The organism is Ruminiclostridium josui JCM 17888 (assembly GCF_000526495.1).
Classification (GTDB): Bacteria; Bacillota; Clostridia; order Acetivibrionales; family DSM-1351; genus Ruminiclostridium; species Ruminiclostridium josui.
Window position 1 is genome coordinate 2,107,014 of record NZ_JAGE01000001.1, and the last position, 23,079, is coordinate 2,130,092.

The 23,079-nt window shown below is 36.3% G+C and carries 15 protein-coding genes; 11 read left to right on the forward strand and 4 right to left on the reverse strand.

Features of this window, described 5'->3' with window-relative positions; genetic code table 11:
- The first annotated feature begins 8 nt into the window (after positions 1-8).
- The 8 genes from atpA (at position 9) to K412_RS0109900 (ending at position 14,581) form a co-directional block, all read left to right on the forward strand.
- Positions 9-1,517 (forward strand): F0F1 ATP synthase subunit alpha, encoded by a 1,509-nt coding sequence (gene atpA, locus K412_RS0109860; RefSeq protein WP_173585621.1) that lies wholly within the window; start codon positions 9-11, stop codon positions 1,515-1,517.
- Positions 1,518-1,609: 92 nt separating this feature from the next.
- Entirely contained in the window at positions 1,610-2,494 is an 885-nt protein-coding gene (gene atpG / locus K412_RS0109870) for an ATP synthase F1 subunit gamma (RefSeq protein ID WP_024832958.1), read from the forward strand.
- A 59-nt stretch (positions 2,495-2,553) separates the two neighbouring features.
- Positions 2,554-3,951, forward strand: coding sequence for a F0F1 ATP synthase subunit beta (gene atpD / locus K412_RS0109875; protein WP_024832959.1), 1,398 nt, complete (start codon positions 2,554-2,556; stop codon positions 3,949-3,951).
- Between the two features lie 55 nt (positions 3,952-4,006).
- Complete coding sequence (locus K412_RS0109880) at positions 4,007-4,411, forward strand: F0F1 ATP synthase subunit epsilon (protein ID WP_024832960.1); 405 nt, start codon at positions 4,007-4,009, stop codon at positions 4,409-4,411.
- A gap of 244 nt (positions 4,412-4,655) precedes the next feature.
- Entirely contained in the window at positions 4,656-8,126 is a 3,471-nt protein-coding gene (locus K412_RS22515) for a hypothetical protein (RefSeq protein WP_024832961.1), read from the forward strand.
- A 158-nt stretch (positions 8,127-8,284) separates the two neighbouring features.
- Complete coding sequence (locus K412_RS0109890; protein WP_024832962.1) at positions 8,285-10,633, forward strand: S-layer homology domain-containing protein; 2,349 nt, start codon at positions 8,285-8,287, stop codon at positions 10,631-10,633.
- A 21-nt stretch (positions 10,634-10,654) separates the two neighbouring features.
- Positions 10,655-13,153 (forward strand): BslA/BslB family hydrophobin, encoded by a 2,499-nt coding sequence (locus K412_RS0109895; protein WP_024832963.1) that lies wholly within the window; start codon positions 10,655-10,657, stop codon positions 13,151-13,153.
- A gap of 210 nt (positions 13,154-13,363) precedes the next feature.
- Positions 13,364-14,581 (forward strand): IS256 family transposase, encoded by a 1,218-nt coding sequence (locus K412_RS0109900; RefSeq protein ID WP_024832964.1) that lies wholly within the window; start codon positions 13,364-13,366, stop codon positions 14,579-14,581.
- Between the two features lie 280 nt (positions 14,582-14,861).
- Here the strand turns inward: K412_RS0109900 and K412_RS22310 are convergent, their stop codons facing one another.
- From K412_RS22310 to K412_RS21820, 4 genes are all read right to left on the reverse strand, one after another.
- On the reverse strand, positions 14,862-14,999 hold the full coding sequence (locus K412_RS22310) for a hypothetical protein (RefSeq protein ID WP_157833820.1): 138 nt from the start codon (positions 14,997-14,999) through the stop codon (positions 14,862-14,864).
- A gap of 41 nt (positions 15,000-15,040) precedes the next feature.
- A complete protein-coding gene (locus K412_RS22170; protein ID WP_117385195.1) occupies positions 15,041-15,214 on the reverse strand; it encodes a septum formation initiator in 174 nt (57 codons plus the stop codon).
- Between the two features lie 210 nt (positions 15,215-15,424).
- Positions 15,425-16,159 carry a flavodoxin family protein gene (locus K412_RS0109915; protein ID WP_024832965.1) on the reverse strand — a complete coding sequence of 245 codons (735 nt, stop codon included), beginning with the start codon at positions 16,157-16,159 and terminating at the stop codon, positions 15,425-15,427.
- 10 nt (positions 16,160-16,169) lie between these two features.
- Positions 16,170-17,066, reverse strand: a complete 897-nt coding sequence (locus K412_RS21820) for an ATP-binding cassette domain-containing protein (RefSeq protein ID WP_081741752.1) — start codon at positions 17,064-17,066, stop codon at positions 16,170-16,172.
- On the opposite strand from K412_RS21820, the gene K412_RS0109925 reads away from it, so the two are divergent.
- The 3 genes from K412_RS0109925 (at position 17,026) to K412_RS0109935 (ending at position 23,034) form a co-directional block, all read left to right on the forward strand.
- Positions 17,026-19,149: a type 2 lanthipeptide synthetase LanM family protein gene (locus tag K412_RS0109925; RefSeq protein ID WP_024832967.1), complete on the forward strand. Its 2,124-nt coding sequence runs from the start codon at positions 17,026-17,028 to the stop codon at positions 19,147-19,149. The two genes, K412_RS21820 and K412_RS0109925, sit on opposite strands and share 41 nt — an antisense overlap.
- Before the next feature lie 26 nt (positions 19,150-19,175).
- Positions 19,176-21,995 carry a type 2 lanthipeptide synthetase LanM family protein gene (locus tag K412_RS0109930; protein WP_024832968.1) on the forward strand — a complete coding sequence of 940 codons (2,820 nt, stop codon included), beginning with the start codon at positions 19,176-19,178 and terminating at the stop codon, positions 21,993-21,995.
- Between the two features lie 133 nt (positions 21,996-22,128).
- Positions 22,129-23,034 (forward strand): ABC transporter ATP-binding protein, encoded by a 906-nt coding sequence (locus K412_RS0109935; RefSeq protein WP_024832969.1) that lies wholly within the window; start codon positions 22,129-22,131, stop codon positions 23,032-23,034.
- Positions 23,035-23,079: the final 45 nt, after the last annotated feature.

The following is a 23,079-nucleotide window of genomic DNA, read 5'->3' on the forward strand; positions in this document are numbered from 1 at the left end:
TGAGAAACATGAGTCTTAGACCAGAAGAAATAAGCTCAATTATAAAGCAGCAGATTGAAAATTATGATACTGCTGTAAAGACTGATGATGTTGGATATGTTCTTCAGTCGGGAGATAATATTGCGAGAATATACGGACTTAAATCATGTATGTCCGGCGAGCTTTTACAATTTGAAAATGATGTATTTGGTATGGCTCTCAATCTCGAAGAAGATAACGTGGGATGTGTTGTTCTGGGAGATGACAGAGGAATAAAGGAAGGCTCAACGGTTAAAAGAACAGGAAAGACTGTTCAGGTTCCGGTGGGACAAAGCCTTATCGGGAGAGTTGTCAGTCCTCTTGGAAAACCGTTGGATGGAAAAGGAGATATTGTAGCAGAAGAATATCGTCCTGTTGAGTTTACGGCTCCCGGTGTTATTGACAGAAAGAGTGTTAACAAGCCACTTCAGACAGGTATTATGGCACTTGATGCCTTGATTCCAATTGGAAGGGGACAAAGAGAGCTTATAATTGGAGACAGGCAGACTGGTAAAACGGCTATAGCTGTAGATACTATTATCAATCAAAAAGGCAAAGATGTTATTTGTGTTTATGTAGCAATTGGACAAAAGGCATCTACTATTACAGGTATTGTAAATACTCTGGAAAAATTCGGAGCAATGGAATATTCTATTGTTGTATCATCAACGGCAAGCAACCCTTCATCGGTTCAGTATCTTGCGCCTTATGCAGGATGCGCTATTGCAGAGGATTTTATGTACAGATATCATAAAGATGTTTTAATAATTTATGATGATTTGTCCAAGCATGCAGTTGCTTACAGAGCAATGTCCCTTCTGCTGAAAAGACCACCTGGAAGAGAAGCTTATCCCGGAGATGTTTTTTATTTGCACTCAAGACTACTTGAAAGAGCAGCAAAACTTAGCGATGAACTGGGTGGAGGTTCAATTACCGCACTGCCTATCATTGAAACACTTGCGGGAGACGTTTCGGCATATATTCCAACCAATGTTATTTCCATAACTGACGGTCAGATATATCTGGAGTCTGAATTGTTCCATTCAGGACAAAGACCAGCTGTTAACGTTGGATTATCAGTTTCCAGGGTTGGAGGTTCTGCTCAGATAAAAGCTATGAGAAAAATTGCAGGTCCTTTGAGAATAAACCTTGCACAGTACAGAGAACTTGAAGCATTTGCTCAGTTTGGCTCAGACCTTGATAAATCCACAAGAGACAAGCTCACTCAGGGGGAACGTCTTGTAGAGACACTAAAACAACCTCTGTATGCAACATTGCCAGTTGAAGAGCAGGTTCTAATACTGTATGGGGCTACAAATAACTATCTTATGGACTTACCTGTTAACAAGGTTAGAAAATTTAATCAGGAATTTGTGGCGTATGTAAAAGAGAAGTACCCTGGAATCCTGACCAGTATTGCCGAAACAGGAGATATAAGCGATGAAATTTCAAAGCTTATGAAGACTGCGGCAGATGAGTTTAAAGCTCAATTTGTTTAAATTAATTAAAGCTTATCTAAACAACAACACAGCAGATAAGCAGTATAATTATATTTTTGTCATGCTGTGGGACAGAAACGGCGGGTTATCATATGGCAAATAATATGCGTGAAATTAAATCACGTATCAAAAGTATAAATCAGATGAGACAAATTACTAAGGCCATGAAGTTGATATCGGCGTCAAAACTAAAAAAAGCCAGAACACAGTTGGAAGAGACACTTCCGTACTTTAACAAGGTCAGAGAAACCATAGCCGACATTCTTGCACATAGTGCCGAGGTTGAAAGCAGGTTTTTTGATATAAGAAAAGAGAAGGAAGGTAAAAAGAAAGCATATATTGTTATGACAGGTGACAAGGGGTTAGCGGGAGGTTACAATAGTAACATTCTAAAGCTGACAGAACGTGAAATCGGTGATAACAAAGAAAATGCTTTGCTTCTGGTAGCAGGTACTACGGGAAGGTCTTACTTTACCAGAAAGGGATACCATGTCCACACTGAATTTGATTATGCAGTTCAGAATCCTACAGTGTTCAGGGCAAGGGAAATTACAGAGATTATACTTGATTTATACAATAAGCAGGAAGTTGATGAGGTATATATAGCTTATACCCAAATGATATCGGCTATATCTTTGGAGCCAAGGTTATTAAAGCTTCTACCAATTGAAATCAGTGCTCTACGTGAGGATGTAAAGGCTGATGAGATTGTATTGGATCAGAAGTTTAAATATGAACCGTCAGAACAAGAAGTTCTTGATGTTCTTATTCCTAAGTATATAAAAGGTATTATGTACGGCACCTTTGTTGAAGCTTTTACAAGTGAACAGAATGCCCGTATGACTGCAATGGATAATGCAACTAAAAATGCAGATGAAATGCTGCAAAAGTTGAATCTGTATTACAATAGAGCGAGACAGGCAGCTATAACTCAGGAGATTTCTGAAATTATTGGCGGTGCCTCAGCTTTAAAATAGAAATAGAGGACAAAATTTACTAAGAAAAAGTTCTCCTAACTTTGAAAGGAGTGTATAAAATGGCTGGAAGTTCCGGAGTCATTGTACAGGTTATAGGTCCTGTACTTGACATAAGATTTGAAAATGGTATTTTGCCTAACATATATAATGCTATTAAGATTCCTACAGATTCTGGTACTGTTACTGCGGAAGTAATGCAGCATCTAGGAAATGATACAGTTAGATGTGTTGCAATGTCTTCTACAGACGGACTTGTCAGGGGCATGAATGCCGAAGATACAGGAGATGCGATTACTGTTCCTGTAGGTAAGGAAGTTCTGGGTAGAATTTTTAGTGTTTTGGGTGAGCCTGTAGATAAGGCAGGCCCCATTAAACCAACTGCTTACCTTCCCATACATAGGGAAGCACCTTCTTTGGAAGAACAAAGGCCTTCCACCGAAATACTTGAGACAGGTATTAAGGTAGTAGACTTGCTGGCGCCATATGCAAAGGGAGGTAAGATTGGACTCTTCGGCGGTGCTGGAGTTGGTAAGACAGTTCTTATAATGGAATTGATAAGAAATATAGCAACAGAGCACGGCGGATATTCAATATTTACCGGTGTTGGAGAAAGAACAAGAGAAGGTAATGACTTATGGCACGATATGAATGACTCAGGAGTTATTGATAAGACTGCCATGGTTTTCGGACAGATGAATGAACCACCGGGAGCAAGAATGAGAGTTGGTCTGACAGGACTTACAATGGCTGAGTACTTTAGGGATCAAATGGGACAGGATGTTCTTCTGTTTATAGATAATATATTCAGATTTGTCCAAGCTGGTTCAGAGGTTTCTGCACTATTAGGAAGAGTACCGTCGGCGGTTGGATATCAGCCTACGTTGGCAACGGACGTTGGTGCACTGCAAGAGAGAATAGCATCTACAAACAAGGGTTCAATTACTTCTGTTCAGGCAGTATATGTTCCTGCAGATGACTTGACCGACCCTGCTCCTGCAACTACTTTTGCTCACCTTGACGCAACTACTGTTTTAAGCAGAGATATTGTTGCAATGGGAATATATCCTGCTGTTGACCCTCTTGAATCAACATCAAGAATACTTGATCCCAAGGTTGTAGGTGAAGAACACTATACTGTAGCAAGAAGGGTGCAGGAAATTCTTCAAAGGAATAAAGAACTTCAGGATATTATTGCTATTCTCGGTATGGATGAGTTACCTGAAGAAGATAAGTTGACTGTTTTCAGGGCTAGAAAGATTCAGAGATACTTGTCACAGCCTTTCTTTGTAGGAGAACAGTTTACAGGATATAAAGGAAAGTATGTTCCATTAAAGGAAACTATTAGAGGATTTAAAGAGATTATCGACGGTAAGATGGACAATATACCTGAAGCAGCTTTTTATATGAAGGGCGCTATTGAAGAAGTTTACGAGGCTGCTAAGGAAATGGAAGAATAATCCCCTGATTTAATGCATTTTAAGCCGGTATATGGCTTATGGAGGTTAAAAAGACATGGCCACATTTTTTTTAGAGGTATTAACACCTGATAGAAAGTTTTTTTCAGGAGAGGCAGAGTGTGTAATATTTAAATCCAGTGATGGCGAGATGGGCGTTTTGGCAAAACATGCACCCACAGTTTCAGCTGTAAGCGTCGGACCTCTCAGAATCAATGCTCAGGGTAAGTGGATTGAGGCAGTTGTTACCGAAGGGTTTGCAAAGATTATGCCCGACAAGGTTGTTATACTTACCGATACGGCCGAATACCCGGAAGAAATAGATATTAACAGAGCCAAGGCTGCAAAACAGCGTGCTGAGGAACGGCTTCAGAAGAAACTCAGTCAATTGGAATATATGAGATCAAAAGCAGCTCTTGCGAGAGCGATGGCACGTTTGAATGCAACAAACAAGAGAAGTTAAATATTAAAGTTATTTTAAGAGCCTATACCGGATTTTTAAATAAATCTGGCATAGGCTCTTTTGTTTACGTAACTTCAGTTTTTCGACATGCAAATATAGAACTAATGCTAAATAATAGTATATTTCAAATAAAAAAGTCGTAATATAGCGAAATTTGTATAAAGTAAAAGAATAATTTGGGCGATATATATTAAAGGAAGATTAAAATTATTTATTAATCACATTAACAAGGAGGTTAAATGGTATGAAATCTAAGTTTAGAGTTCAAAGTATTTTGGTTGCAGCAGCTTTATTTTTATCAACAACAAATGTAGCATTAGCCGATGGTATATCACCAAAGCCTGATGAAGCAAATATTACAGTAACCAACAATGCTGGTATAGCTGATACCGTTAAAGTAACATCATTATCAGCAGGTGACGTAGTAAGAGTATATAGCCCAAAAACACAAATAGGTACTGCAACTGTATTGTCAGGGAAGACAGAAGTTATAGTAAGTATTCCTCAAATAGGTACTGAAGCAGGTGTTGTGTATGTATCAGTAACTAATGTTGGTAGTTTGGAGAGCGATAAGGTTGAAAAAGCATACATAGCTGAAGCAACAACTACAGCACCTGAGGCAGATAATATTACAGTAAAAAACAACGTAACAGGAAAATCAGATACTGTAGTAGTAACTGGACTTGAAGCAGGAGATGTAGTAAAAGTATACAGGGATGAAACAGTAACAACAACATTGGGAACAGCAACAGTAGCATCAGGAAAAACAGAAGCTACAGTAACAATCCAACAGCTTGGAGTAGAAGAAGGAAGTGTGTTTGTAACAGTAACATCTCCAGGTAAGAAAGAAAGTACAAGAGTAGAAAAAGAATACGAAGCAGAAGAAGTAACAGATGCAATAGAAGCTGACGTAGTAACAGTAACAAATAATGCAGGAAAAGCAGATACTGTAGTAGTAACTGGACTTACCGCGGGAGATATAGTAAAGGTATACAAAGACGAAACAACAAAGACAGCATTAGGAACAGCAACAGTAGCAACAGGAAAAACAGAGGCTACAGTTAGCATAACCCAGTTAGGAACAGAAGCTGGAAAGGTATATGTAACAGTAACAAGTGCAGGTAAATTGGAAAGTACAAGAACAGAAGTATCATATGCAGAAGAAGCAACAACTACAGCACCTGAGGCAGATAATATTACAGTAAAAAACAACGTAACAGGAAAATCAGATACTGTAGTAGTAACTGGACTTGAAGCAGGAGATGTAGTAAAAGTATACAGGGATGAAACAGTAACAACAACATTGGGAACAGCAACAGTAGCATCAGGAAAAACAGAAGCTACAGTAACAATCCAACAGCTTGGAGTAGAAGAAGGAAGTGTGTTTGTATCACTAACATCCCTAGGTAAGAAAGAAAGTACAAGAGTAGAAAAAGAATACGAAGCAGAAGAAGTAACAGATGCAATAGAAGCTGACGTAGTAACAGTAACAAATAATGCAGGAAAAGCAGATACTGTAGTAGTAACTGGACTTACCGCGGGAGATATAGTAAAGGTATACAAAGACGAAACAACAAAGACAGCATTAGGAACAGCAACAGTAGCAACAGGAAAAACAGAGGCTACAGTTAGCATAACCCAGTTAGGAACAGAAGCTGGAAAGGTATATGTAACAGTAACAAGTGCAGGTAAATTGGAAAGTACAAGAACAGAAGTATCATATGCAGAAGAAGCAACAACTACAGCACCTGAGGCAGATAATATTACAGTAAAAAACAACGTAACAGGAAAATCAGATACTGTAGTAGTAACTGGACTTGAAGCAGGAGATGTAGTAAAGGTATACAGAGATGGAACAGTAACAACAACATTGGGAACAGCAACAGTAGCAACAGGAAAAACAGAAGCTACAGTAACAATCCAACAGCTTGGAGCAGACGAAGGAAGTGTGTTTGTAACAGTAACATCTCCAGGTAAGAAAGAAAGTACAAGAGTGGAAAAAGAATACGAAGCAGAAGAAGTAACAGATGCAATAGAAGCTGACGTAGTAACAGTAACAAATAATGCAGGAAAAGCAGATACTGTAGTAGTAACTGGACTTACCGCAGGAGATATAGTAAAGGTATACAAAGACGAAACAACAAAGACAGCATTAGGAACAGCAACAGTAGCAACAGGAAAAACAGAGGCTACAGTTAGCATAACCCAGTTAGGAACAGAAGCTGGAAAGGTATATGTAACAGTAACAAGTGCAGGTAAACTGGAAAGTACAAGAACAGAAGTATCATATGCAGAAGAAGCAACAACTACAGCACCTGAGGCAGATAATATTACAGTAAAAAACAACGTAACAGGAAAAGCAGATACTGTAGTAGTAACTGGACTTGAAGCAGGAGATGTAGTAAAGGTATACAGAGATGGAACAGTAACAACAACATTGGGAACAGCAACAGTAGCAACAGGAAAAACAGAAGCTACAGTAACAATCCAACAGCTTGGGGTAGAAGAAGGAAGTGTGTTTGTAACAGTAACATCTCCAGGTAAGAAAGAAAGTACAAGAGTAGAAAAAGAATACGAAGCAGAAGAAGTAACAGATGCAATAGAAGCTGACGTAGTAACAGTAACAAATAATGCAGGAAAAGCAGATACTGTAGTAGTAACTGGACTTACCGCGGGAGATATAGTAAAGGTATACAAAGACGAAACAACAAAGACAGCATTAGGAACAGCAACAGTAGCAACAGGAAAAACAGAGGCTACAGTTAGCATAACCCAGTTAGGAACAGAAGCTGGAAAGGTATATGTAACAGTAACAAGTGCAGGTAAACTGGAAAGTACAAGAACAGAAGTATCATATGCAGAAGAAGCAACAACTACAGCACCTGAGGCAGATAATATTACAGTAAAAAACAACGTAACAGGAAAAGCAGATACTGTAGTAGTAACTGGACTTGAAGCAGGAGATGTAGTAAAGGTATACAGAGATGGAACAGTAACAACAACATTGGGAACAGCAACAGTAGCAACAGGAAAAACAGAAGCTACAGTAACAATCCAACAGCTTGGGGTAGAAGAAGGAAGTGTGTTTGTAACAGTAACATCTCCAGGTAAGAAAGAAAGTACAAGAGTAGAAAAAGAATACGAAGCAGAAGAAGTAACAGATGCAATAGAAGCTGACGTAGTAACAGTAACAAATAATGCAGGAAAAGCAGATACTGTAGTAGTAACTGGACTTACCGCGGGAGATATAGTAAAGGTATACAAAGACGAAGCAACAAAGACAGCATTAGGAACAGCAACAGTAGCAACAGGAAAAACAGAGGCTACAGTTAGCATAACCCAGTTAGGAACAGAAGCTGGAAAGGTATATGTAACAGTAACAAGTGCAGGTAAACTGGAAAGTACAAGAACAGAAGTATCATATGCAGCAGAAGAAGTAACTTCTGACCCTAATGCCGATAAAGTCTTAGCTATTAATAATACCGGAAACGATCTGGTTGTTGTATATGGTTTAGCGTCAGGAGATGTAGTTAATATTTATGATGTTGAAGAAGGTGGAAAAGCAATTGCTACTTCAACTGTAGCAGCTAATCAGTCACAGGTTGTAATTACAATATCTCAACTTGGACAAGCAGGTGGAACTTTCTACTTCACAGTTACTAACTCAGGTAAGCGTGAAAGTAAACGAATAGCAGTTACATTTGCGGCTGAATAAAATATAATAGCTGATAGGAAGCTGTACACTAATCAATTGGTGTACAGCTTTTTTATTTTGTAATGTGACATTAACATTACAAAATATACAATCTTATAAAATCAAATCTTAAAATTGCCGATAAAAAATAATAAAAGAAATTCTTGGGGGTATATGTTTTGATTTCTAACAGGGGAAAAAAATATCACAAAATTAAACACAATTCTAAGTTAGCAATAATACTTGCAGTAGCGATATTAATTCAAAGTCTTGTTGTATTGAATACTGCAGCTGCTACAGTAAAATCAAATATTACCGCAGTAATACATAGCATAAACGTGGTTACCCTCAATTGGAACGACTATTTATCCAATGAGATAAATTATTACTTGGAGCGCAGTCAGGATGGCGGGATATTTTATACAGTATCATATTCTGCGGCAAACCTTACAACTTTTACAGACAGTTCGGTTCAACCAGGGCATATTTATACTTACAGGGTAAAAGTTCTGGACTCAGAATACAAAACATATGTGTATACTGATGAGATTTCAATCCGTACAGATGAAGTTGCAAGGCCAGATTCATTGACCACAACAACTATTTCATCAAATCAGATAGATTTAAAATGGACGTATCCTGAAGGGAAAATAAGCAATACCATAATAGAGAGAAGAACGGAAGGTTCCACCTCCTGGTCAGAAGTAGCCAGAGTGCCCGCAGGTCAAAATACCTATAGCGATAAAGCAATAGCTGCGGGTATAAAGTATTATTATAAGGTCAGGTCGTATTCAACGGATTATATAAAATCTTCTGCATACCCTGATGAATATGAAGGTAGCAGTGCAGTTTCAATGCTGCCTAGACCGTCAAACCTGTCTGGTTTTGCTTTGTCGGGATATAAAATACAGCTTAAATGGCAGGATGTATCTTTTGAAACGGCATATATTATTGAAAGGAGAGCAGCAAACGAAGGTGATTTCATAGAAGTTGCTGTTTTACCTCAGAATACAACTAGCTATATTGATAACGTTGCACATGAAAATACCATATACAGTTATAGAATCAAGGCATTAACAGGTGTTACTAGCTCTGAGTATTCAGATGTCCTAAATGTAGCTAGTACATATCTAAAGCCTCCTTCATGGCTTACAGCCTTCAGTGTAGATGGTAAAAAAATTAGCTTGTCATGGCAGGATTTGACTACAAACGAAACAGGCTTTGAAATCTGGAGAAAGGCTCCCAATGAAACAGACTACACATTGTATGACACAATGGGGAGAAATGCAAACAGTTATATTGATTTGAATGTATCTCCACAATCAAACTATTCTTACAAGGTAAGGGCGAAAATTAATGATAATGAAGTGTATTCCGATTTTTCAAATGAGGCAGGTGCATTGACAACTCCTCTGAGTCCTCCTGCGAACTTGTCATTTAACATTATAAGCAAAACAGAGGTTGAACTTACATGGGACGATACCAGTAGCATGGAGGCTGGATTCATAGTAGAGAAAAAGATTGGTCTACTGTCACAGTGGTATCAGATTTCACAGCTTGAACCTAATACAACAAAATATAATGATAAATGGATTAGTAGCACAGAGCCTACATTTTACAGAATTAAGGCTTTTGACAGGTCAACTGCTGTCAGCTATAGCAATGAGGTGCAGTTGTCATTGGATGCTCCGGAAGCACCGAGCAATTTACAAGCATCGGTTATATCAACTAATGACGTAAAACTAACGTGGAAGGACAATTCTTCTACTGAAGAAGGATTCATTATAGAGGCAAAACAGTTATATCTTTTTAAGGAAATAGGCAGAGTTGATTCCAATGTGACTACTTTTATATATCACGATGCAGTACCAGGTAAAACAATGACATACAGAATCAGAGCTGTAAAGGGCTTGGTTCAGAGTAACCCGTCAAATGAAGTTGCCACAGCTACATTGGTGAATAATACATATAGTGATTTGAAGTCTGTAAGCTGGGCTGTTGAGGCAATCAATAACCTTGCAAGCAGAAATGTATTTGACTCTACCAGCAATAGATTTAATCCTAATCAGTCTATTAGCAGAGGTGAATACTGTGCCATTCTTGTTAGAAGTCTTGGTATGGAAAAAGCAGTTGCAGGAAGGTTTGCAGATGTTACTGCAAAACATAAATATTATAAAGAAATTATGGCAGCAGAATACTTCGGCATAATAAGCAAGGATAAATATAACAAGCTTTATCCAGATAAGCTGATAACAAGAGAACAAGCAGCGGTAATGTTGGCTTTGGCTCTGAAAATAAAGGGAACTCCATTACCCCAAAAAGACAGCAGTACTTTGAAGCAGTTTGCTGACTTTAAGTCGATTTCGGACGCATCTTCCAGAAATATAGCAGCTGTATGTGGGGCAGGTATTATTTCGGGAAGAAAAATAAATGGAAAGGTTTATTTACAACCCTCCAATAATGTCACAAGAGCAGAAGCCGCACTAATGTCCTATAAGGGATTAATATATAATCAGAGTAATCAATAAATAAAGAGAAGGAGCAAGTTAATGAAACGATATGCAAATAAAATATCTTTGATGCTTGCAGTAATATGTTTTATGGTTATCCCTTTGTCTGCATTTGCAGCTACGGGAGCATCATATTCTAACTACACAGGTTCATTGCTTACCAAGTGGAAAAATAACGGTGTCTTGGATAAGAGCTACTCAAGTCTGGATTTAGACAAGCCTATTGAGAAAATTGACTTTATTAAAATGCTCAACGCAATATTGAAGTCATCAAAAAAGGCTGACATAAATTTCATAGACGTACCTAAGAATTCATGGTATGGACAGGAGATAGCAAAGGCTGTGGCATGCGGATATATTTCAGCAAAGGAAAATACTAAATTTTATCCCTTTTCTTTAATGACCAGAGTAGAGGCTGCAGAGATGTCTGCATATGTTTTTGGACTTGAACTTAAGAACGAGAAAATACTAAGTAAGATAACTGATGGTAAGGCTCTTGAAAAGAAACAGTTAAATGATTTAGCTGCGGTAATTGAAAAAGGGGGACTTACCGAGGTCGCTGCTGGAAGGTATGCACCGACAGGAGTACTAAAGCTAAAAGATGCATTAATTATGCTGGATAAATGTGTTGGGCAGATTGCGCTTAAGTCGGGAGCCATAACTACTAATGTTGCAGGAAATTTGTTTATCAGTGCTGGAGCTGTTACCTTAAGAAATATTTCCGTTTCTGGAGATTTAATTATCGGTGAGGGTGTAGGCGACCAAGTTATTACTCTAGAAAGCGTAAAGTTGTCAGGAAGGCTTATAGTAAGAGGTGGAGGGCCTAACAACGGAGTACTTATTAAGAATTCCCAGATAGGTGAAACTCTTACCGTTGAAAAAAGTGAAGGTAACGTATATATAAGAGTGGTTGGAAGTACAACCATTAAGCAGGCATATTTAAAATCTGGATGTACCCTTGAGGAAGGTTACATGACAAGCGGCGACGGATTCGAAAATATTACCGCCATGCATGGGGCCTTTGAAAGCCAGAATGCTATACTCAAAGGTGATTTCAAAAATATATTAGCTGAAGACAGTAACTTGAATATTAAGTTAAGCGGTAACGCTGATAATGTTAGCATAACCAAAGAAAGTCAAGGAATTTTTTCTCTTTTGTCTGGAACGGTTAAGACCATTAATGCGGATGTAATTAAAAAACAAATTGAATTTTTGGGCGGAAAAGTTACGACTTTGAATATTTCAAAAGAAGCCAAAGGGAATAAAATAACCTTAGACGGCTCAGCGGAAATCAATGCTGCAAACATTGAAAGTACCACTGAAATTTTCTTTAAAAATGGAACTGTAACATCTTTAGTGTTGGATGCAAATTCCCAAGGTTCATATATAAACATGATGAGCGGTTCGTATATAGGAAACCTTATTATTATGGCAGATGCTGAAATAACTGGATATGGTAAAATTAATAGTGCATATTCCTATGCAAACAACGTTAAAATGGGGATTACACCATCATTTTACTCATATAAGTATGTATCCGGTTGGGATCCGAATGATCCTTTCTTGCCAAGTGTTAATATTAGTGTATCGGGTGCAGCTGATGACAGTATAACTCTGCAGGAAGGGAAGTCAATTGACTTGTATAAAGACTTAGGCTTGTCTGTATCACCTGATAAGAGTACAGTAGGATTCGTATCACTAAATAGCAGTGTTGCCACTGTAACTGATAAAGGTGTGATAACAGCAATTGCAGCCGGATTCGCTAAAATATACATAACTGGACAGTACTCTGGCTTTACCAGTGGTATAAAACGAATAGACGTAAATGTGACACCGGGTAATATTACACTTCCGGGAAGTGTGGAAATAAGTCCTGCAACAGGTGAAGCAGCGACAGTTAAGGACTTTGAAATAACATATACTTTAAATGATGATTTTTCAAACGGTACAGTTACTTTCTGGCTGCCGGAAGGATTCCCTGCATTTGAATCTGATACAGTAAAGATAGGAAATGGTGCAGAGGTAACCTTGAATTCATCCCAGAGACTTAATGTCAGAACTCTGTCTTTTACAAATCTTAATTTGAGCAAGGGACAGAAGATAGTTGTAAAGCTCAAGAATAAAACGGTACCTCAAGGAGGAGAATACGTATTTAGTGTTGTTGCAGATGCCGATGGAACAGGACCAAAGCTGCCGACATCAGGTCAGGATGAGCGAGTAGTATTTGCTTCAGATAAACTGAAAACACTCTTGGAGACCACAAATTACACATTATCTGACTATGATTCCGAAACCGGAACTGTAAGCTTCACAAAACTGTCATTTGCAGGATTTACAGGGGCTACTAAATGGCTTATAGCTGTTCAAGACGAAGAATTTATACGTCCTGGCTATGATGATACAGTTTCAGGAACAGAATATACTGTAGGAAGTGCTATAACCATTGCTCCAAACCAGCATCTGATGCTGGCGGCAGTTGATGGGGATAGTACCATAGGATACAAGGTTAAGGCTTTTATTGATATTAAGGTTAACTGAGATTTGTAGAAAAATAGATGTATAGTCACAATTTTAAAGACCAATTCAAACAAAACGTTTGGGTTGGTCTTTTTTGATGGGATTAATGGTGGGTAGTGGAAGGTATACTTTTAAGATTTTGACGCTGTAAATAATTTTGTGTATGAAACATAGGAAATACTCTTTTATGGTTAAAAGAATTTAAGTATTAACCAGAGAGGAGTATTTTTTATGAGTGTATTATCAAAAGAGTTAGTACAGAAAATAATTGCGGAGAATGATTTTAAAAATCCCGGAGAAATAATCTCCTTTTTAAAGGAGGTATTTAAAGATGTTCTTCAGGAAATGCTTGAAGTCGAAATGGATGTTTCTCTTGGGTATTCCCGAGATGAGTCAAGACATAAAATTACCGACAACAGTAGAAACGGTTACTCAACAAAAAAACTAAAGAGTGAATTCGGTCCTGTACAGATTGATATTCCAAGGGACAGAAAAGGTGAATTTGAGCCTAAAATAGTTCCCAAGTACAAAAGGGATGTATCAGGAATTGAGGATAAGGTGATTTCTCTTTATGCCCGAGGCATGTCTACCAGAGATATTCACGATCAGGTTAAAGCGCTTTATGGAATAGATATTTCTGCTGAAATGGTTAGTAAAATAACTGAAAGAATCCTTCCTGAAATAAAAGAATGGCAAGGTAGGCCCCTTGAGGCTATCTATCCTTTTGTATTTATGGATGCTATCCATTACAAGGTAAGAACTGATGGACAAATAGTAAATAGAGCTGCTTATGTTGTTATGGGTGTAGATATTTCAGGTAAGAAAGATATCCTTGGAATATGGATTGGAGAGAACGAATCCTCCAAGTTCTGGTTAGGTGTGTTAAATGACCTTAAAAACAGAGGTATAGAAGATGTACTCATATTCTGTGTGGACGGACTTACAGGGCTCAAAGAAGCTATTGCAGCTGCTTTTCCAAAGTCAGAAATTCAAAGGTGTATAATTCATCAACTAAGAAACTCATTTAAATATGTTTCATATAAGGATTTGAAGGCTTTTTCAAAGGATTTTAAAACTGTCTACACAAGCCCCAGTGAAGAAATAGCATTAAACCGGTTTGAAGACCTGAAAAACAAATGGGGCAAGGATTATCCATATGCATTTAAAAGTTGGGAAAACAATTGGGAAGTTTTATCACCATATTACAAGTTCCCAGAGCAGATAAGAAAAATAATATATACAACCAATATAATTGAAGGATTGCATCGGCAGTTCAGAAAAGTTACTAAGACAAAATCCGTTTTTCCTTATGATACTTCTCTTGAAAAGATGCTTTATTTGGCATCAATGAATGTAATAAAAAAATGGACTCAACGATACCGGAATTGGGATCAGGTCATGAGTCAATTAATGATTATGTACGATGGGAGACTGGATAACTATATTTAAAACATAGAGCAAAGCCCCCACCGCCCTGAAGGGCTCGTCCTCATTGCCGGACGGGCTAGACCTTCAAAATACAGGTATAAGCATAGAAATACCATTATTAAATAATTATTGCCAGATTTAATCTAAATAATGCATAAAAATAGAATAATCTGGCAATAATTTGAGATATAACATTAAATTTTTGAGAGTTAATACTTTGGAAATACTTAGCCATCATTGAGTTTGAAAGGCTTCATACACAAAATTATTTACAGCGTCTTTAATTCAACTGTACAGGTATCTATAAAGACATTGTATCCACAGCCCAATCAACCTCGACTTCTTCACCAACTTTATATTTTTGTGCATGGAGATTTTGTTGTTTAGTGTACATTATTCCTTCAGGATGCTCTTTCTTGTATTCTTTCCATAAGAACATAAGCGTGACATTCTTTTTCTTTCTGTTTGTCGGTCTTATACTTACTTTGAACTGCCTTTTATAAACACTAATGCAGATCCAATTGCAACACTAATTGAAAACCACAGTACAAAACTATTTGTAAAAAAACCGATAAAAATACCGATTACTATACAGAGTGGCAGTAATAAAAAAATCATATTGTTAGTTTTTTTATTAGATATCTTTTTACTCATAAATATATCCTCCCTTTCACTTCGCTCAAGGCATAAAACATAATGAAAGTGCTTTCGAGCATAAATTTTATTTAATTAAGCAATCTCATATAAAAGCTTGGTATTCGGTCATTGCTGTATCTCAGAATAGTCTCAATCGCTAGTTGTTTTTATTAGCCTTATTTCTCAAATCATCAAAAAAATTCTCTTTAATATTGTTAGAGTATTGCTTTACAATTTTGGATTTCCAATTTTTTTAATAAGCTCACTATAGCTTTCGCATTCTAAATATTTATGTTCTTTCCAATATGTATATTCGGCACTTTTTATATTATTCTCTTCTAATAGCAGGTAGTGATTTTTTAAACTTTTAAACAAGGATTCTTGAATAGGAGTAGCAATTGTTGGTTCGTTAGAAATTAAATTACAATAAATATGTTTACTTAGTGATTCAATATCAAGGTTTCCGAAATTGATTCCAGTATCATCTGCTTTTAACGCTTTAAAGTTGGATATTACATTCACACCGCAATACTGCATAAATTTATTAAGGTATCCGTTGACGTATTCATTGCCATTGGAGTCAGAAGTTGAAATAGTAACTCCAAGTTTTCCCAATAGGCGGAAAAGGTGCATCCAATAAGTAATTCTGTCCAGAAACACTTTCATATGGCCGGATACATTGTGGGCATAAACAGGACTTGCAAGTAATATTAAATCTGACTGAAGGATTTCATTTTTTATTGATTCCATTGCATCGGATGTATCATATGGACAAAATCCTTCAATAAAGCAACACTTACACCCTTGACAAAATTCTATCTTTACTTCATCTGCAGAATAGATTTTATACTGAATACTTCCCGAACCTAACAAAGACACTTGCTCCAATACAATATTTGTAAGCTGCCAAGTATAGGAATGATGCCCCTGTTTACTTCCAACGTAGGCAAAGATTTTTTTCATATCTTCCTCCTTAGTAAATATTAAATTCAGTTATGTTTTTATTGGATTGTTGCCGTAATACAAAATCAAAGAATATTCCTTTGTTGTTCATTAATGAGTCATACGTTCCTTCTTCTAATATCCGACCATTGTCCATCATGACAATTTTGTCACATTGTCGAATAGTAGAAAGCCGATGTGCTACTACTATTTTCGTACAATCCAATTTTTCCAGAGAGTGGGTTATTATTTCCTGTGTAATATTGTCAAGGGCAGAAGTCGCTTCGTCCAAAAAAAGAATTTTAGGCTTTCTAACAATTGCTCTTGCAATTAAAATCCTTTGTTTTTGCCCACCGGAAATAGAGCCATCTCCTTCGCTTATTACCGTATACATGCCCATTGGCATACTGCGTATATCGTCTGCGATTCCTGCAATTTCAGCTGCTTCCCATGCGTCCTCCAATGTTAAATCAGGATCAAAAAATGTGATGTTTGCCAAAATACTGTCAACCAATAGCTTCCCATCCTGCAATACTGTGCCGATCTGCTTCCTGAGGCTTTTCAAGCTTATCTCATTTATATTAACTTTGTCGTATATAACCGACCCACTTTCTGGGACTTCAAATCCAAGTAAAAGTCGAAGTAAAGTGCTTTTTCCACACCCTGTAGGTCCAGTTATGGCAATATGCTGACCACTTGAAATTTTTAGTGAAAAATCTTCAATAATGTGTGGACCATGGGAATTATATTTAAAATATACATTTTTAAGTTCTATATTTCCACATAGCTTTTTAGCGGTTTGTTTACTTTCGGATGAGTCAGGAGGTGTTGATAAAATAGGGGTTAGTATTTCGATTGTAGAATAAAAATGTGCAAATGTAATTGATATGTCGGAAAGAGATGTAAGTGCACATTTTGAAAATGTAATTGCTCATGGAGAAGATCCTGTTTTAGTGGACTTGGAAACTTTGTTTTACCCTAAAGTAAAGATTCAAAGTGCTAGAAATAAAGATAGTGGATTCCAAGCTGCAAACAGCTTTATTAACAAGTCAGTGTCCAAAATCGGATTGCTTCCTACCAGAGTGCGAATTAAAAGAGACAATAAAATTCAAAGTGTTGATGTAGGTGCATTAAGCGAAAGCAAAAATCAGAGTAGTATTCTTAAGTCACTGGTTTTAAAAAATACTCAATCAGACAATTTGTGCTTATCATATGAGTACTTATCTATAGAACAAAAGAAAAACTCTCCAAAACTTTTAGGAGAAGCACTGGATCCAAAATTGTTTATGGATGACTTAATATATGGATTTCAAGCTTTTTATAAGTTTGTACAAAATGCCAAATCAGAGATGATTGCATACACTATGTCGCTATTTTCAGAATGTCAAATAAGAGTAATACTTAAGTCTACAGTTACATATACAAGTTTATTAAATATTGCTTCACATCCTGATTTTATGAGGCATCCAATTCACCGTGTAATATTGCTTTCTAAGATAGGTGCTAACGATTACTATAATATTTATATTAAAAGATTTGAACTTTCAGAGCTCTGCCGCAATCAAGTTCCATATTTCTATACCAGGTTTAAATCACACGATTTGAAGGGCTACCCAAATGTATGCTTTCCTAATGTTATCGAACGTAATACTCCAGAAATGCTTGTTGATAAGGTGTTAAATTTATCAACAAAGGATATGAAAACACAAATTAGTTTAATCAAAGATGCTTTTTTTGTTCGTGATCCGGAGGATGATATAACTGGTATTAAATTTAATTATAAACAAAACATTGAGGTTAATCCCAATGAATGGTTGACATTATCGCAGCAAATAGCTGAATATTTATGTTCACGCAGTTTTTGTGGAATTAACGATGATGGGTGGGCTGATAGAGCATACATAGGTGCTCAGACATTGATGACTGATACAGAAGAGTGGAACAAAGATGTTGATGGTTTGGATTTATACGATGGGAATTCAGGTGTGGCACTTTTTTTCACTTATTTATGGAAAGTCAGCGGGCTGGAGAAGTATCTTAACTATGCGATTGATACAATTCAGCCTGTAGTTCAAATTGTAAACCATAGTGACGAGATAGATTACAAAGGTGCAATAGGAGCTTATAAGGGGCTGGGTGGGTTGGCATACTCACTTAATAAAATAGCTCTCTTGACGAAAGACTTATCCTTGTCGCATGCTGTTGAGAGTGTATTGGATTTAATTGATAAAAATATTTACCATGATATAAATTATGACTTAGTAGGTGGCGGTATTGGTTGTTTGGCAGCACTATTGTCTATATATCAAAAGCCATATAATCAAACAGTTAAAAATAGATCACTGTCTCTGGCAATTAAAGTATATGAATTCCTTAAGAATAAGTTTGTAAAAGTTGAGTACGGCAAAGTTATAAACTTGGATAAAGAGCGGATCAGTTCAGGGTTTGCCCATGGAACAGCAGGATTCTCCCCATACCTATATAAATTATATACAATTACATCAAATAACGAAATATTCGAGCTGTTTCAGAGCATTTTAGCATATGAGCGGCATATTTTTTATGCCCCAGAAATGCCTGGAGGGCACTCATCACTTAAAAAAGGTGAAATGGACAATAACTGGTGCAATGGTGTTTCCGGAATACTTTTAAGCAAACTTTTATTGAGAGAATTTGGCTATCATGATGAATTGCTCGATATGGAAATTAAATTAGCATATGACTTGACAATAAAAAATAGTTTCGGGTATAACCTTACATACTGTCATGGAGACTTATCGGCCCTTACTATTATTAGGTATTATGCTAAAACAATGAATAATCTGCAGTTGGAATCAAAGTGTATAAACGTGTTTCAACAATTATTTGATCGTATTAAAGATAACTGGGAATCTGAAAAGAAAACCATAAATAAGTTTAACGGTTTAATGCTCGGTGCTTCTGGATTAGGATTTGCCATGCTTAAGCAATATGACTTTGATAATGTTGATGAATTTTTATGGTTGGTTTAATAACATCTGTTAGAATGGAGAAAGTTATGAAAAAAGTTGAAAATGTACTGGAAAGTAGGTATTTTGAAAATTTAGGGTCATCAAACTTAGTAGACAAAATATGCAGTAATTTATCAGCTGCTTTCGGAAATATTCACCGACCATTTTTATTATACTGTGAAAAGCATATAGAAGTTTCCCTAGACAAGTTTTCTTTAAATTATTCTATAAAAGTTGATAAAGAAGTAATAATGAGTTCAGTTCTGGCAAGTGTAGCTGAAGAAATTACAGCACTGACAATACGTATTCTGATTATAGAACTGAACTGTTTAAAATCTAATAATGAATTACAAGGAAAAGATTCTACAGAAAGGTATAATGATTTTAATCAAAAATTGTCCGATGTATCATATTTGATAGCATTTTTCAAACGTTATCCAGTTTTGCTTTATTTAATCGATACTAAAATAACCGGCAGGCTGCAACTGGTTGATGAGTTATTAGAACGGCTTGGAGAGGATAAACAAAGTATCGAGAGTACGTTTAATATTTGTATGCACAGTCTCACAAATGTAAATATATCTTCAGGTGATTCCCATAATAACGGGAGAAAAGTTACGATACTGCAATTTGGCGAAAGATATCTTGTATATAAACCCCATGGACTTTCACCTGAAAGTTTGTTTAACCAAATAGTTGATTATATTAATAAAAAAGCGTCATTTCACTGTAAATTGAAAAAACTCAAGTGTATAGATTGTGTTAATTATGGATGGCAGGAATTTGCTGTTTATCAGAAGGCTGAAAATAACGAGGACATTTATCGGTTCTATTACCGTACCGGAGCTCTGCTCGCAATTTTTTACATGTTTTCATGTAGTGATCTGCACCATGAAAATATTTTGGCATGCAAGGATTCACCTGCTATTTTTGATTTAGAAACTTTGGTTAATATTTTCCAACAATCTATTGAAGGTGGAAATACTAACGCAGATATATCAAGGGAGTTCGCGTGTTCCGTTTTAGGAACTATGTTATTACCTGCAAACTTCGTCAATGGAGCTTTTGATTTTGATTTGAGCGGATTAGCTGGGTCTGATGATTCAGTTTCCAGAAAATGGTTTTATTTTCAAGTTAAAAACGCCGGAACTGATGAAATTTGTCTGAATAAAGAACCGTGTACTTCACCCAGAATGAAGAATGCTTTAATGTACAAGGATGAAATTGTATCACCTAAATTAAATGTGTTGAGTATCCAAAATGGTTTTTTGGATTGTTATAATGTTATAGAAAATAATAGAAATGAAATTTTAGATATAATTTGCAGCAATAGGATTGTTATACGGCATGTCCTTAGACCAACTGCTGTGTATGCAAGATTCCTTGAGGCTAGCACCCAGCCTAATTATCTTGAAAATATGGAAGCAAGGAAGGCTTTGTTTTCAAAGCTATATAATAATAACACACAACTGGATATTGTCAAATGTGAAGTAGAAGCTTTACTTAAGCATGATGTTCCGTATTTTTCCTCAGAGATAGACAGTTGTACACTATTAGGAAATCTGGTAGAGAAGATACCAGAATATTTCCAGAAAACTGCTTATCAGGTTATTGAGGATAAGGTAAAGCAGTTCAGTAATAATGATGTCAATAAACAGTTGTATTATATAAGCCAATCTTTAAGCACATTAAAAGAGCATGTAACAAATTATTCATATAATTTTGGAATGTCTGGTCAGGACAGCTATCTTTCTAATGCCAAAAAGATTGCTGATCAAATTTACAACTTGTCTGTGGTTAATTCCGAGAAAGATGAGGCAAGTTTTCTGATGACATTGGAATTGCCTAATATGAGACGACTTATAAGTTCTATGGATTTCAACATATATACTGGCGGGGGAATTATATTATTTCTGGCTGTTTTGGGGCAAGAGCTCAAAGAACAGAAATATACCCGTCTTGCGGAACAATTTTTAAATTACCAATTGTCAAGTGCGGAACAGCAAAAATCGTTATCCGCATATACAGGTATTGGTTCTGGTGCATATATATGCTACAATATGTTTAAACTTACAAATCGAAGCATATACTATGAAAAGTGCCGGAGGCTGGTTACTGAAATAAATTTTGTGGATAATTGCCCCAATGATTTCGTTGGGGGTATTTCTGGATTAATTATACTATTGTTAAATATTTTTGAAAAAGAACAGGACAGCTTATTTATAGAAAAAGCAGAATGGTTGGGAAAAGAATTGTATCGGTCGCTTAGGTCTGAAAATCAGGATTTAATAACAGGACTGGCACATGGGCTTTCGGGATATGCTTGGGCACTAATCAAATTGGGTAAGTTTACAAATAACCAAACATATATTGATTTTGGTTTGGAATTGATTAGAAAAGAAAACTCCTATTATGAACCTTCTGAATATAATTGGAGAGATTTACGTGATGACCACCAGTTTTTATCTTATTGGTGTTACGGAGCAGCAGGAATTGCTTTGTGCAGAATGAAAGTTTTGGAACTGATAAATCAGGCTGACGATGTGTTGACTAATGATTTACAGAATGGGATTGAGAGTATAAAACTTAATAAAGCTAAATCACATTCTCTTTGTCATGGATCATTTGGAAACATCGATATTCTTTTGGAGATTGGTAAATCAAGGCATATGGACAGGTGGGTAAGTTTGGCTGAAGATATTGCGAAAGATGAATTAGCAGATATTCAGAAAAATGGAGTAAGATTTGGTGATGTGGCATCCCTTAGTGATTTTTCATTTATGCAGGGACTTGGCGGTATCGGGTACGCCTTAGTACGATTAGCCAATCATAATTATCCATCTATTTTATCCTTGGATGTAATGTAATAATTTACTTTTTGGTAAGGCTAGTAATTGTATTAAAGCAAAGAGTGGGTTACGGAACTGTTGCTCAAAATAAGATAATTGTAATAATTACAGCATTTTTAAATAACATATATAGTTGAGAAAAGGGGATATTATGAGTAATATAGCTGTGAGTACTAGTAATTTGACTAAAAGTTTTAATGGACATAAATCTGTGGATAATTTAAGCTTAAGTATACCGCAAGGATGCATATATGGACTTCTGGGACCCAATGGAGCCGGAAAAACTACAACCATTCGCATGTTGCTTGGGTTAATCCGGCCGGATGGTGGAGATGTACATATATTTGGTCAGAACCTATCTTTTTATCGCGAAGCAATTTTAAAAAATGTCGGGTCATTGATTGAGACTCCGTCCTATTATGCAAATTTAAATGCATGGGAGAATCTCAAAATTATCTGTATGATGAAACAAATTAACACAGATGAAATTAATCCAATACTTGATTTAGTTGGTCTACAAAATTGTGGTAAAAAAAAGGTGGGTAAATTTTCCCTTGGTATGAAACAGCGGTTGGCCATAGCAGAGGCTCTTATTGGTGGACCTAAGCTTGTTATACTGGATGAGCCAGTCAATGGATTGGATCCTGCCGGTATACATGAAGTTAGGGAAATTATTAAATCCTTGGCTCGAAAGTCCGGAATTACTTTTTTGATTTCAAGTCATTTATTAAATGAAATGGAACTTATGGCAGATAAACTTGGAATTATAAAAGATGGTAAGCTTTTATATGAAGGAGATTTACAGAAACTGACTGATAAACAGGTAAATCGAATCACGGTAGGAGTTAGCGATCTTCGAAAAGCCGTTGATTATTTCAAGAGTGTGGGAATACAGGTTTCAATTCAGGAGAAAGATTTAATGATTGAGGGTAATTACTCTACTGAAGATATTTCGAAAAGGCTGATGGGACAGGGAATAGGTATAACTTGTATTTATAAGCAAAATGATTCCTTGGAAAATATTTATTTAAGAATGATGGATGGTCAATCAAATTAACTACTAAAATACATAATTGAATATGTATAAATTTTTCGGAGGTCA